10 protein-coding genes are annotated in these 13,358 nt (G+C 71.6%); all 10 read right to left on the reverse strand.

Annotation, left to right across the window (positions count from 1 at the left end; genetic code table 11):
- Positions 1–2: 2 nt before the first annotated feature.
- The gene (locus ACFYY7_RS31245; RefSeq protein WP_388667013.1) at positions 3–2,144 is read right to left on the reverse strand and encodes a hypothetical protein; all 2,142 of its coding nucleotides are present in this window, start codon (positions 2,142–2,144) and stop codon (positions 3–5) included.
- Positions 2,144–5,935 (reverse strand): putative baseplate assembly protein, encoded by a 3,792-nt coding sequence (locus ACFYY7_RS31250; RefSeq protein WP_388667015.1) that lies wholly within the window; start codon positions 5,933–5,935, stop codon positions 2,144–2,146. The genes ACFYY7_RS31245 and ACFYY7_RS31250 overlap by 1 nt, the downstream gene beginning before the upstream one ends.
- Complete coding sequence (locus ACFYY7_RS31255; RefSeq protein ID WP_388667018.1) at positions 5,932–9,075, reverse strand: putative baseplate assembly protein; 3,144 nt, start codon at positions 9,073–9,075, stop codon at positions 5,932–5,934. The genes ACFYY7_RS31250 and ACFYY7_RS31255 overlap by 4 nt, the downstream gene beginning before the upstream one ends.
- Positions 9,072–9,458 carry a GPW/gp25 family protein gene (locus ACFYY7_RS31260; RefSeq protein WP_388667020.1) on the reverse strand — a complete coding sequence of 129 codons (387 nt, stop codon included), beginning with the start codon at positions 9,456–9,458 and terminating at the stop codon, positions 9,072–9,074. Before ACFYY7_RS31260 ends, ACFYY7_RS31255 begins: the two co-directional genes overlap by 4 nt.
- Positions 9,455–9,808 (reverse strand): hypothetical protein, encoded by a 354-nt coding sequence (locus ACFYY7_RS31265; RefSeq protein WP_376629888.1) that lies wholly within the window; start codon positions 9,806–9,808, stop codon positions 9,455–9,457. The genes ACFYY7_RS31260 and ACFYY7_RS31265 overlap by 4 nt, the downstream gene beginning before the upstream one ends.
- Before the next feature lie 22 nt (positions 9,809–9,830).
- Entirely contained in the window at positions 9,831–10,364 is a 534-nt protein-coding gene (locus tag ACFYY7_RS31270; RefSeq protein WP_266727809.1) for a phage baseplate assembly protein V, read from the reverse strand.
- A gap of 43 nt (positions 10,365–10,407) precedes the next feature.
- Positions 10,408–11,547, reverse strand: coding sequence for a hypothetical protein (locus ACFYY7_RS31275; RefSeq protein ID WP_388667024.1), 1,140 nt, complete (start codon positions 11,545–11,547; stop codon positions 10,408–10,410).
- Positions 11,540–11,908: a hypothetical protein gene (locus ACFYY7_RS31280; protein WP_388667027.1), complete on the reverse strand. Its 369-nt coding sequence runs from the start codon at positions 11,906–11,908 to the stop codon at positions 11,540–11,542. The genes ACFYY7_RS31275 and ACFYY7_RS31280 overlap by 8 nt, the downstream gene beginning before the upstream one ends.
- A 60-nt stretch (positions 11,909–11,968) precedes the next feature.
- Positions 11,969–12,643 carry a hypothetical protein gene (locus ACFYY7_RS31285; RefSeq protein WP_388667030.1) on the reverse strand — a complete coding sequence of 225 codons (675 nt, stop codon included), beginning with the start codon at positions 12,641–12,643 and terminating at the stop codon, positions 11,969–11,971.
- Between the two features lie 96 nt (positions 12,644–12,739).
- Positions 12,740–13,339: a hypothetical protein gene (locus ACFYY7_RS31290; protein ID WP_388667032.1), complete on the reverse strand. Its 600-nt coding sequence runs from the start codon at positions 13,337–13,339 to the stop codon at positions 12,740–12,742.
- Between the last annotated feature and the right edge of the window lie 19 nt (positions 13,340–13,358).

Here is a 13,358-nt window from a genome sequence, read left to right on the forward strand (position 1 = left end):
GCTCAGGTCACGAAGAAGATCCCGGCGTCGGTCCCGGCGGGCACGTACTCCGCGAGACGGGCCCGCAGGCTGTCCTCGCGCTGCGGCCGGTACAGGTCGTGGAAGGCGCCCATCTCGGCCCCGTCCTCGGCGCCGCGCCGGATCTCCTCGGCGCATCGTTCCGCCAGCTCTCCGTACCAGGGGGTCCCGTAGCGCTCGGAGGTGAACAGCGGCCGCACCTTCGCGGCGCCGCCGGGGCCCGTGAGGTCGGGCAGGCAACGGTAGCGGCGCGGGGTGCGTGACCCGGCGGGAACGCAGGAGAAGCGCATGCAGCCGATACCGCGCCGCGCGACGTGCAGCCGCCCCGTGAAGACCGAGTTCTCGGCGATGCGCACCGCGTGCGTGTGCACTTCGCCGATCACGGTGGAGCGGTGGATGTGCAGTACGGCATGTGCGTGCCGGCAGTCCGGTGCGGACAGCGCCTCCCGGTCGGGCCCCGTGGCGTCGAGTATCGAGTCGCGCAGGTGGATGTCGAGGGGTTCCTCGGACACCTCGTCGCCGATGACCTCGATGGTGCCGAGGACGCTGTCCTCGATCTGGAGGCAGGCGGTGGTGCGTTCCAGGACGATGCTGGGCTCGTCGGGTGAGTGCGGAGCGCACTCCGGCTCCAGGGACCAGCCGGGAACGAGCGTCGAGTGCCGTACGACGACCGCGCCCATCGGGCCCGTGACGTTGATGCCGCGCCCGGCCACGAGCAGCCCGTCGAGCACGATGCGCGGTCGCTCCCCGGGCGCGCAGTCCTCCCGCACGGCACGGACGTTGAGGGCGTCTGGCCGGTTGCTGTACCAGTCCAGGAGCCGGATGACGGGACGTGCGCCCTCCGCGGCACGGAGCTCGAAGCGGTCGCCCGGGTCGAGGTCGAAGTCCAGCTGTTCCTGGTAGGCGCCGCTGTGGGTGATCTCGACGATGCCGTCGGGCCCGCAGGTGCCCGCCCGGCGGTCGTGCTGCCAGGCCCGGTAGGCGTCCATGATCTGCCGGTACGTCTGGCCGGGGCCCACCCGGTACACGGTGGCGTCGGGCCGCTCGACGCGGTCGCGCGGGTACTGGCCGCCGCCCATGTCGGCGCCGAACGCGTAGTGGTAGTCGACCCACACGCCCTGCCGGGGCGCGGACCGCGCGCCGAACGCGATCCGGCCCAGCTCGGGGTCGACGGCGACCTGTCCGCCCCGCGGCCGGTAGCGCCACTGCGAAAGGTCGGCGACCACGATGTCGGACAGCGGCACGGGCTCGTCCTCGCCGTCGCGGCGGATGACGAAGCTCTTGCCGGGCCCGTAGTAGTCGGCGAGCCGGTCGTGCAGTTGGCGGCGCCGGATGAACGCCGGAACGTTGTCGACCGTCGCGATGTGGGTGGCGGACGGCTCCGGCTCCGGCTTGGTGACCAGCGGGCTGTCGTTGCCGAGGATGGAGAAGGTGTACAGGTTGCGGGCCCGGTCGACGCAGTACGCGGGTGACGTGGTCAGCGGATACGCCTTGAGCCGCCATACGAACAGCGCCACCCCGGCCGGGCTCAAGCCCCCTTGCCGGTAGCGGGAATCGGCGCGCCGCACATCCACCGCGCGGGAGACCGCCCCGAAGGGCCCGCCGGCCAGATCGAGCGCCGCGCCGTCGCGCAGGTCGGCGGTCCGCCCGCGCTCGATGCGGTGCCCGGCCCCGTCCGCGTACAGCTTGACCGGCTGTTGATGGGAGACGAGCCGCGACAGCTCGACCGCGCGGGCGGGCCAGTTCGCGACCTGCTCGGAGATCTCCTCCAGGAGGTGCAGGGTGCCCTTGCGGCGCCGGTTGGCGACGGTCGCGGCGACATCGCGGCGTGGCGCGATGGCCTGCTCCAGTCCGGCCGTAGTGGCCCCGCGCAGGCCGGGGGCGAGGACCCGCTCGTAGCCGGGCAGGGTCCGGTAGCCCACGAGGTCGCCGAGGTACGGCAGTACCCAGGGCGCGGCCGTCTCCACGAACAGGTCCTCGTAGCCCTGCTCGACACCGTCGCGCACCCGGTCCAGCTGTTCGGCCATGACGGCGAGCAGCGCCCGCAGCGGCTCGCCCTCCTCGGCGTCGCGCAGTCGGTGCCACTGGGGCAGCAGATCGGCGAGGCCGTCCGGCTCTCGGGACATCACTTGACCTCCGTGAGAACGATCGTGTCCGCGGCCTTCGGCGACAGCATGACGAGCTGCGCCGGGCGGATGCCGCGGAAGACGTACACCGAACGGCCCCTGGCCAGACGCCGGGTGTCGGTGATGTCGGGGTTGAGGCGCAGCAGTTCGGCGAGCGGCAGCCCGTAGCGGGCGCTGACGGCCGACAGCGTCTCGCCGTCCTTGTCGCGCACGGTGTGGACGCGTTCGTCGTACGTCGCCGAGCGCGCCAGGACGACGGGGCGCGGCGGACCGGGGTCGGTGACCAGGTCGGCCAGCTCGCCGGGGGTCGCCGAGGCGGGGACGCCGGTGAACACGTCGACGTCCAGGTAGTCGACGCCCGGCACCGAGTGCGCCGTGGCGAGGACCTCGGACAGGGCGGCGGGCCGGTCCAGCTCCCGTCCCTCGAAACCGAGTCGGCGAAGCAGCGTCTGGCGCAGCCGCGGCTCGACGGTCTCCCAGGAGTGGTCGGGGGCCACCTTGACCCTGGCCGCGAGGAGCAGCACCACGAGTTCGCGTACGTCGACCCGCACGGTCAGGCGCGGGTCGCCGTACTCGGCGAGGGAGGCGCGCAGGGAGCGCAGCAGGTCCGATTCGCCGGTGTGATCGGCGATCGGGACGTCGTCCGTGCCGGCGACCGTGACATGCAGCAACCGCCTTCTGCCGTCGAAGAGTTCACGGGCCGAGGCCCGGCCGATCCCGGCGCGGGAGCGGGCGAAGTCCTCGTAGTCGGGGGCCGAGACGAGGCGGTCCAGGGCCGCGACCGACAGCGGAATGGTGCGGCGGGTGAGCGCGGGCGCGTCCGCGTCGGCGCCTCCGGTGGCGGGCCGCGGATTGGTGACCGCGGTGACACCGAGGGGGCGGGTGACGGCCTGGGTGATGCGGTCCGCGTCGACATTGGCTGCCTTGCCGGTGCCGAAGCGGTAGCGGGCGCGGACGTTCTCGTGGCCGCTGGGCAGCCGGGCGCCGTGCACTCCGTCGCCGAAGGTCACGGTGGTGCGGCCGTCTGCGGTGGTGCCGGTGATGTAGACGCGGTCGCGGGGGCCGCGTCCGGCGAGGCTGTCGACGGCGTGCCAGAGCAGACCGTCGACGCGTACCTCGAGGGCGGGTGTGGCGCCCAGAGGGGTGTCGGCGGCCATCCAGGTGAGCGGGGACTGCCAGAGCGCGAAGGTCTGGTCGGTGCGCTCGGAGTCGCCGCTGCCGATGGGTTCGTCGCGGCTCTCGCCGTGGGTCGCCTCCACCACGTTGCCGAGGATCCGAACCGTCTCGCGGCGGTAGCGGTGGGCGAGGTCGGCGGTGAGCGTGAGCCTGGTGTGGGAGGGCCCGTCCGGGGCGGTCGGGTCGGTGGCGCGCTCGGCCTCGGCGATCACCACGACCTCGGTGGCCTCGACGCCGGCCGTGCCGGGGATGTCGCTGCGCTCCCCGCTGACGATGAGCGTCCGGCCGCGACGGAGGCCCTCGTGCAGGTCGGCCAGCTCGATCTCGTTGCCGTGGACGTCCTCGCCGAGCGGCTCGTCCGCCATCCGCAGCGGCTCCCCGGCCGCGTACACCGTGGTGTCCCTGATGTGCGAGAGCAGCACGTCCTTCTCGTCCAACCACGGGTCGGCGAGGACGAGTTCGGTGCCGCGCCCGGTGATCCCGTAGTTGGCGTACGCGGCGGTGCGCACCGCCGTGACCTTGGTGGTGACGAATCCCAGGTCCGGGTCGCCGGGCGGGCGGGTCTGCCGGCTCTTCCCGGGGCGCAGGACCGCGACCCAGCTGCCGACGGTGATGGCGTCCTGCACGCTGTCCAGTTGCAGGATCGTGCGGTCGACCGGCTCGGGCCTGCCGGCGATGACGATCTCCACGTCCGGCTGGGTGCCGGCCGCCGTGTACTTGAGCGTCACCTCGTACCCGTCGCGGGTGACCTGCTGGGGCACGCCGGGCAGCAGGATCACCGGCTCGGACGAGCCGTTGCTGACGACGACCTGGATGCGGTTCGCGTCGTCGGGCCGGGACACGAACAGCCCGATTTCGGGCAGCCCCGCGTGCAGCCGGGCGGTGACGCCGGGCTCCTGGGAGTCGGTGGGGCGCCGGGCCAGCCAGCTCAGTTCGCGATCCGGGGCGGTGCGGGTCGACAGGTCGACGGTGCCGGGGCCGAGCGGGAACGTCGGGATGTTCGACTGGCCGAGCAGGTTCTCCGACCGCTGGTCGGAGGCGCTGCCCTCGATGTACTGGAACTCCGCCTTCTCCGGGACCTTGCCCGAGGTGTCGAAGACGACGCGCATGCTGGTCAGTACGGCGCCGGTGAGCGGCCAGTCGGCGGTGCGGACGACCCGGCCGCGGTCGTCCTGGACCGGTTTGAGCGGGGCCGTCGCTCCGAACGGGGCGGTCCGTACCCGCATGGCGAGGAGCTCGCGCAGCAGCTTGGGCGCGCTCGGCGCCTTGGCCTCGCGCAGGGCCGACGGGAGGGTGCGGGCCAGGCCGGGGTGCAGGGCCGCGAGGAGACGGGCCGTGTCGGCACCCGGGGCCTGGCCGGCGGGGGTGAGGCCGGCGCGGGCGGCCCGGCCACTGGTGAGGGCGGGCACGAGGGCGGCCAGGGCGTCGAAGGCGGCGGCCCTGGGTTGTTGCCGCTGCGCGGTGTACTTCCGCACCGCGGCCCGCTCGTCCTCGTCCACCGGTCGGCCGGGCGCCAAATCCATTGCCCGGTCGGCGAGTTCGGCGAGGACTGCCTCCAGCTGCTCGAACCAGGCCGCGACGTCCTCGTACGCCTCGGCGAGGACCTGCGCCTCACCGAGGCGCTCCACCGGCTCGGCGAGCCGGTCGGCGAGCTTCCCCGGCGTCCTGATGCCCGGCAGGTCGGCCCTCAGGGGTGCGAGCACCTGCTGGTCGAACTCCTCGATGAACAGGCTGACCGGCCGCGGGTTGGGCACCTGAGGCGTGGGCGGCTCCTCGCCCGGCTCGCCCGGTCCCTCCGGTTCGGCGACCCAGCGCCGCACCTCGTCGACGAGTTCCGTCAGGGTCGGCGGCGCCGATATGGGCAGGCCGATACCGGTGATGTCTTCGTCCCGGTCGACGCGGACCCGCGCTATGGGCGCGAGGCGCCGGTCGCCGCCCGCCTTCTCCTCGAAGACGAACAGCAGCTGGTCCCCCGTGTGCAGGGAGTGGTCGGTGCCCTCGACGAACAGCTCGGAGCGGCGCTCCACGTCGTCCGGGGTGATGAGCGTGGCCCGGCGGCGGCGCACCTTGAGCTCGTTCCAGTCCCAGCGGGCCATCAGGTCCCGGCCCGTCTCGAAGGTCAGGGACTCCTCGTCGGCGGAGGCGGGCACGGAGTGGCTGCGTGCGCCGCGCGGGATGAGCACGGGCAGCGCCTCGGCCCGCGGGTCCCGGTCGAGGCGGTACGCGAGGTGGGTGGAGGCGGCGACGCCGGGGCGCGGCCGGTGTCCGACCAGCCGGCCCAGCAGCACCAGCGAGCGGTGCTCGTTGGCGGTGCGCACATAGGCCTCGTCGGCGATCCGCTCGGAGTGGAAGGTGAGCAGGTCGCCGAGGACGGCGGTGGCGTCGAGCAGGCCGAGCGCCGGGTCGTCGGGGGTACGGACGGTGAGCCGGTCCAGTGCCGGGTAGGCGGGTGAGGCGAGCCGGTCGTGGAGGGCTGCCAGGAAGGAGCCGTAGTCGCCGACCCGGTAGTCGAGTGCGGTACGGCCCGGCGGGTTGTGCGGGGCGGACGGCGCCCGGCGCTCGTCATGACCGCCGCCGCACACGCCGCCGCGGGTGCACTCGTCGAAGTCACTCATCGGGCACCTCCCAGGGTGATCTCCAGGCGGCCGTTCTCGGGCCGGTCCGGATCGTTGTCGCAGGTGGCGATCGTCAGCGGGCCGAGCCGCAGCACGCCTTCCTCCCTCTCTCCGCGGTCCTCATCGAACAGGCGCCGCAACCGGGTGACCTGGACGCTCTCCACTCCCTGGACGGCGGCCGCAACCGCGACGAGACGGCTGAGCCGCACCGGCTCGCCGAAGGTCAGCGCGTCCGGGTGGAAGAAGCCGAGCCGCCCGCCGGGCAGCCGTCCGCGGCCGAGGACGCGGTACAGCTCGGCAAGGATCTGCCCGTGCTGGTGCCCCGGCTTCGCGGTCACGCACAGCCCGATGTCCACCGGGGTCGGCCGGGCGGGGCTGACCACCAGGTCGTGGCCGATGCGCCGGTACGTCTCCAGGGCGTGCGCGACCGAGTCGAGCAGGGCGGGCCCGGGAGTGCCGGTGCCGTACGCGTCGATCACGACGTGGACCTCCTGGACGCTGCCGGTCCACCGGATCTCGGCGGCGGCTCGCTGCACCCCGGGCAGAGCCGAGGCGAGCGCCGCGTAGTCCTCGGCGGTGACGGCGCGCAGCCGGGTGCGGCGCAGGTCGAGCGGGGCCAGCTGCCTTACCTGTTCAAGGGGTTCGGGTTCCATTCCGCCGAGCGCGGGCAGCGGGTTGCGTACGCCCGCGACGGGGACCGGTGCGTCGTCCTCCCGGCAGACCACCAGGTGGTTGATGGCCTCGGCGCCGACGTTGCCGGCGGTGCCGCCACCGAGCCGGTAGCGCAGCTCCAGGCGGGCGCCCGGGGTGGGCCGGGCGCCGTTCAGGCCGTCGCCGAAGCGCAGGGCGAGGCGGCCGTCGTCGTCGAGCTCGCCGACGAAGTGCCGGTCGCGGGGACCGCTTTCGAGCAGGTCGCGGCGTGGCTCCCAGATGTGTTCGCCGTCGTGGACGCTCACGGCGGGCAGGGCATGGCACGGGTCGTGGGCGAGGGCGGCGGAGGCCGGGCCGCGCAGGACGGGCTCGTCGGGGTGGAGTCCGGCCGCGTACGCCGGGCCCCAGCTGTGGGCGATCTCCCAGGCGATGTGTCCGTCGAGGACCGTGCCGGCGCGGGCGCGGGCGGTGAGGACCTCGATGCGGCGCAGTTTGCCCGCGATCAACCGGTCGCTCCGGTGGAGGAGTTCGCGCAGGGCGCGGACCGGATGGCGGTGGAGTTCGAGGTGTTCCAGGGTCTTCAGTCCGTAGAGGACGGTGAGTTCGGCGATCTCCGCCTCGTCGAGCCCGTCGCGGGAACGGGCGCTGCGCCACAGCTCGACCAGGCGCTGCCTGATCCGCTCGGGGATCGCCGCGAGCCGGTCGGCCTGGCCCTTGCTGACCTGGGCCGGGTCCGGGAAGGCGACGGCCTGGATGATGGGTGAGCGGCCTGGCCTGGGGTGGAAGCGGGGTGCGAGGCCCGGGTAGACGGACTGGGCGAGGAGGGTTCTGAGTGCGGCGGCCTGGGCGTAGGAGGTGCCGGGGACCACGCGCTCGCGGCCGTGCTGCCCGGCGAGTTCGAGGCCGAGCCCGGCGCGGTCGGTCTCCGCCTCGCCGACGACGTCGAACAGCTCACGGATGTCGTCCGCGCTCAGCGACGTACCGCATTCCGCCTTGTCGGCAAGGAAGTTGATGAGCCGGGCCGGTGCGTTGCCCTCGTCGCGGTCGGCGCAGCCGAAGGACGGGGTGCCGCAGGCGCCGGCCACGGCCGGGGCGTGCGGCACGGTCACCGTCTCGGGCAGGCCGTCGCCGCACCGGGTCAGAGAGCGGCCGTGGTCGACGAGCACGACGTTGCCGCGCGCCAGGCTGACGTCCTCGACGGGTGCACAGTCGCGGCCCTGGAGTGTGGCCAGGCACAGCGGGAAGCGCAGGGCGTCCTCGGCGGCCCAGGTGACGTCGAGGACGGGCTGGTCCTCGATGCGGTCGACGCCGGGGGTGACGGAGGTGACGCGGACGGCCTGGCGGTGGGCGGGGTCGGCGTCGCCCGGGGTGCCGGTGCGCGGACCCTTCACCTCTTCGAGGATCAGTACGTCGCCGGGGCGGAGGTCGAGCCGTCGCTCCTGGCAGAGCTCCGGATCGCGCCACTCGTCGCGCAGGGTGGCGGCGGTCGCGCCCTTGGGCAGGCCGGTCGCCTCGCCGCCCCAGGTCCACAGGCGGATCGCGTTGTGGGCGTCGAGCAGTCGCAGCGGCTCGTCGGCGGCGACCGGTTCGAAGACCTCGACCGCGCCGCGTTCGTCCAGGTCGGCGAGGTCCGCGTCGTCGATGACGGTGCCGGGTCCGGGGGTGTCGTGCGGGTCGAGGGCGCGGATGTCCACGGAGGCGAAGCGGAAGGTTCCCGGCAGCAGGGTGTGTTCGCCGGCCGTCTCGACGGCGACGTAGGCCCGTGCGCCCACGCCGTCGTGCATCGCGTAGTCGATGAGCCGTACGTGGCGGCGTACGGAGATCCGGCGGCGGGCGGTGTCCAGATATGCCTCGGTGGCGACCGCGTCCTGCTGGTAGCTGATCCGGTCGCCGGTGTGTGCGAGCAGCTCGACCAGGGTCGTACCGAGGTCGGCGGGGCTCCGCTCGGCCCAGTCGGGAGTGGTGAGCGCGAGCCGGTCCAGGAGCAGCTTGCGGATCGTCCCGTAGTCGCGGGCCGTGTAGTCGATGACCGGCGCCGTTGGGAAGCTCTCCCCCCGGTGGGGCGCCTCCTTGCAGTCGAACGGTGCCGGGCAGTCGGGGCGGAAGACGAACCCGGCGCCGTGGTAGCGCTGGTCGAAGCCGCGGAAGGGCACCTCGCCGGGCCGCCCGTACGGATCGGCCTCCACGAGCGAGAGCCGGTAGCGGGAGGAGTCGCCCGCCCTGTCGAGGGTGACGTACAGGCGGTCGTCGAGCTCCGGGTCCTCCTCGCGCTCGACGCTCACGTCCTCGGCGCGGATGCCGGTGATGCGGCGGCCGCCGTCGATGCGTACGTTCTCCGGGCACAGGCCGTGCGGGGCCTTGCCGAGGAAGGTGACGGTCAGGGTGAGTCCGTCGTCGCTCACCTCGACGAAGTCGACTCCGTTGAGCTGTGCGGCTCTCACCTTGGCCCGCCTGGTGCCGGTCGTCGTTCCTGTCGTGGTGCTGTTCACGCCTGGGCCCTCCCTTCGAAGACGTCGTCACGGCGGGTCCCGGTGACGCGCACGGCGTATGCGAGGTGGACGCGTACGACGTTCTCGTCGCTCTCCATGTCCAGGGCCTCGACCTCGATCAGGTCGCCGAGCCAGCGCTGCAGAGCGGCCTGTACGGACAGCTCAAGGGTGCTGGTCAGCTCGGGGCTGCTGGGCGAGAACACCAGGTCGCGGAGTCCGCAGCCGAAGTCGGGGCGCATGACGCGCTCGCCGGGGCTGGTGAACAGCAACTGCTCGATCAGGTCCCGTACGTGCTCGTCGTGATCCGCGTGCGCGGTGCGCCCCCGCCCGTCGGCCCGGAACGGGAAGGCGATGTCGCTGCGGACCCTGGTCCGTCGGCTCATGGGACGGTCACCTCTCGCTGCGTGGCCTGGACGAAGGGCGGCCCCTGGGCGACGGACGCCGCCGAGAAGCACTGGGCCGCGGAGGTGTCGAGCAGCACGGGCGCGCCGTCGACGGTGATGCCGGTGTCCTGCGCGGTGAAGCGGACGGCCACACAGGGTGAGGGCACACCGTCGACGGTGTGCGGGCAGCCGGCGACCACATGGGTGTGCGCGCCGGTGAGGACCGGCACTCCGTTGAGGAGCACCGGCCCGTTCGATGGCGTGGCGGTCGTGGCACGGCCGCCGTGCGGGCAGCTGATCACGGCGTCCTCGCCGAGCAGATTCCCGGATGCTCCGGTTGTCCCGGACACTTCGATTCTTCCCCCGTCCTGTCTACTGCTTGGCGTCCACGGTCAGGCCCTTGCTGATGGTCACTCGCCTGCCCTCAAGGACGATCTCCGCGCCCTCACCGGTCGCGATGGTGATTTTTTCCTTGGTGATGTGGATGTACGAGCCGCCGTCGGCCTGCAGTCTGATCCCCCGCTCGGCGCCCGGCGCGTCCGACATCACGATCTTGTGCGCCCCGGGTGTCTGCACCACGACCGGCTTGAACTCGGACGGCCTCTCCACCAACTTCTTGGCGTCGGGCGGCAGTTCCTTCTCGTCGCCGTACCAGCAGCCGGTCCAGATCGGGAAGCTCGGGTCGCCCTGCTCGAACTCCACCCACACGCCCGTGCCCCTCGACGGCACCACGAACTGGCCGGCCTCGGGCCCGGTGAACGGCAGGCAGGGCAGCGCCCAGGTCGACGGCTCGTCACCGAGGACGTCGGGGACCTCGACGGTGACCCTGCCCAGGTGCAGCGGGTCGTTGTTGTCCATGACCCGGCCACGGAACTTGCCGAGGAAGCGATTGCTGGGTGCCGCCATGCTGAACTGCTCCTGGTGTGTGTGGTGTTGCTCGCTCGGGCGGTCAGGGTCGGACGATGTCGCTCTGCGCCTCCAGGCCCTCCCTGGAGAGCGTGAAGTTCTGCTGGAAGGAACCCGGCCGCAGATTGTGCGTGACGGACTTGACGTAGTAGTCGCCGTCGTATGCCCGCCCCGCGCCGCGCACACCCACCAGCTGGCGGGGCTGCAGCAGATACCCGTGCCGGTTCACGTCGAGCGACCCGGATCCGCTGATGACGTCGGCCGATACGGCGGCCTGCGCGAGGAGTTGGGCCTCGGCCTGCGCGCGCAGCTGCTTGGCGGTGCCGGACAGCGTCTTGCGCCTGAGCGCAGGCGTGGGCCGCCTGCCGAGCGGGGGCCGCAGCGGACTGATCGCCGGCTGCGGCAGCAGGGCGGAGAACCTGGTCGCCGGATCCTGCACCCGGGCCTGCGGTTCCTGGCGTGCGGTGCCGTCGTACGCGAACGTCAGCTGGTCGACGGTCGAGTTGGCGTCCATGTTGACGTTGAGGGCGTGCTGGCGGATGCCGAGGCGGACCTCCGGGCCCCAACGGGCGGACGACTGGCCGATGGCAGGGCCCGGCTCCAGGTAGAAGGTGTATCCGTTGGCACGGGCCAGCTCGTTGACGTAACTCAGATCGGTGCCGGTCTGGTAGTGCACCCGCAGGTTCTGCTGGGGCGGCTGGGGGATCTGCTCGCGGTAGACGTCCGGGCGGATCCCGTACTCGGAGTACCGGCGCAGGATGGCGAGGACGCGCTCGGAGGGCGGGAGGTTGGGATAGCGGTCGGTCCGTTCCTCCAGGTCCATGAGGAGGGTGAGGTCTTCCCCGGTGATGGTGAGCGTGGAATGGCCCGGTTGGTTGCTGGCCCCCACCTCCTGGCGCACGATCAGCCCGTCGAGCAGCACCTCGGGTGTGCCTTTGACGCTGACGGTGACGATGAGGCGCGTCTTCGGATCGAAGGCCCCCTCGGGAAGGAGGTGCCGGCTGATCAGCCCGTTCTTCGTGAGGTCGAAGGCAAGCTGGAATCCGCTCCGCTCCCCCGCCGTCGCGGTGATCTGCGCGGACAGCAACGCCTCGGCGACCTCCTGCGGCACGGGTCTGGTGAGCTGAGTCCCCATGTGCAGGGTGATGTGGACGGGGCCCTTCCCCACGGGCTGCTCAGACACGGCGGCTCCCCTGCGGGAAGCCGCCGGCGAGCGGGATGTCGATGGTGCTGCCGGCCTCGTCGGTCAGCTCCCCGGGATCCAGTACGGGGTTGGCATCGGCGATCTGCCACCACTGGCCCGGATCCCCGAAGTAGCGCTGCCCGAGCAGATCGGGGCGTTCGCCGGCGCCGACGGTGTGCTGCTGCGTGTCGCCCTCGTCCGGAAGCGGGGGCAGTAACCGCCGCTTGGTGTACCGGACTTCGGTGCCGTCAGCCTGCCGGTGGATACCGATCTCGGCGTCGTGGTAGCGACTCGATCTCGGGTACGGGTGCGCGCCCGGTATCGCGTCCATGGCGTTCTCGTACGGCTCTATGTCAGCCATGGGGATGGCTCAGCCCTTCCTGATCGGTGTTTCCGCGCTTCCATCCGTTGGGCATCTCCTTCATCCGCCCAGCACCCCGTTGAGCCCGAGCGCGCCCAGGCTTCCGCGGCGTGCGGCGCTCGCGAGCCGCTCCTTCTGTGCGAGGTGCGCCATGTACAGATCGGCGCCCAGATGCCCGGCCGGCAGATCGCTGACGCTGAGCACCTTGAGGCCGATGCTGAGCGAGGCCCGGATGGGGTTCAGGTTCACGTCGAAGGCCGACTCGTTGATGGACAGCTCGGTGAGCCGCACGGGCATGACCCGCTTGCTCCCCCAGGTGAACAGGGTCAGCGGCATCTCGATGGGGCTGATCTCGATGGTGCCGTTCTTGGCCAGCCGGCTCGCCTCGCGGAGCTGCGCGGTGGTGGGCTGCACGAGCATTTCGAGGGTGGCGAGTTGGGGGTGGATCCCGTCGGGCGCGGCGACCTCCAGCTGATCGGTCGCGTCGATCTCGGCGGTGAACTTCCACGTCTCCTGGGCGGGACCTTTGAGCCGCAGCGCCTCGTTCCGGTCCCCGTTTCCGCTGCCTCCACCGCCGGAATCGCCGCCGGCGCCTGCGGTCTGGGGCGAGAGGCTGCGCTCCAGGGTGTCGGGGTTGAACTGGAGGACGATGATGCGCTGGGGGGTGCCGCGGTCGGGGTCGATGAGGACTATGCCGGAGCGGATGGGCTTGGGGATGTCGGTGTAGCGGGTCACAGGTCCACCCCTCCGTCTCGGCCACACCATTTCAGGTGGATTTTGGATGACACGAATTCCCCTCCCAGTCGGCCTTAGCGCCGCGGCTGAATGATCTCAAGAACCCGACGGATTTCCCATGATGAGAGTATTCAAGGCCCTGCCTGCCAATTCCCTGATCTCCCTGTCAGGGTGCTGCGCGTAGTAATCCGCGAGAACGCCTGCAAAAGATGGCCAGCCAGCCAGACTGGCCGCCTCGACCGCAGCACTGAGCACGGCCAGGTCATCGCTCTTCAATGCATCCCGAATGATGCCCTCGGTCGTCTCGTCAGGTTCACCGGATGCAATCGCAAGCTTTACCAGTGCACCTGGATTCTCGAAAATATCGCGACGAGCCGAGGACTGGAGGGTCTCCAGATCCTGCACTGGGAGCCGTTCACGAAGGAATGCCGAAACACTGTCCAGGAGTTCCTGGGTCGGAGCTTCGACGGCCAGATAGTCGACCGGCGTCCTGTCGTCCTTCACCACAGAGACCCGAACCTCGCTGTCCGGCGCCTCGTAGACGTGAACCAGGAGATGCTCGCCGCGATCCTGGAGGTCGACATACGTGAGGTCGACTCCAAGGTCGTCGTCAAGGTCGCCCAACGAGTCATCAATGAGGTCGACGAACTCCTCCTGCGCCGGAGCAGTTCCAAGAACCAGGTATGTGATTGCCATTTATGAAGCGCCCTATCTG

It is taken from the genome of Streptomyces sp. NPDC001933 (assembly GCF_042890955.1).
GTDB lineage: Bacteria > Actinomycetota > Actinomycetes > Streptomycetales > Streptomycetaceae > Streptomyces.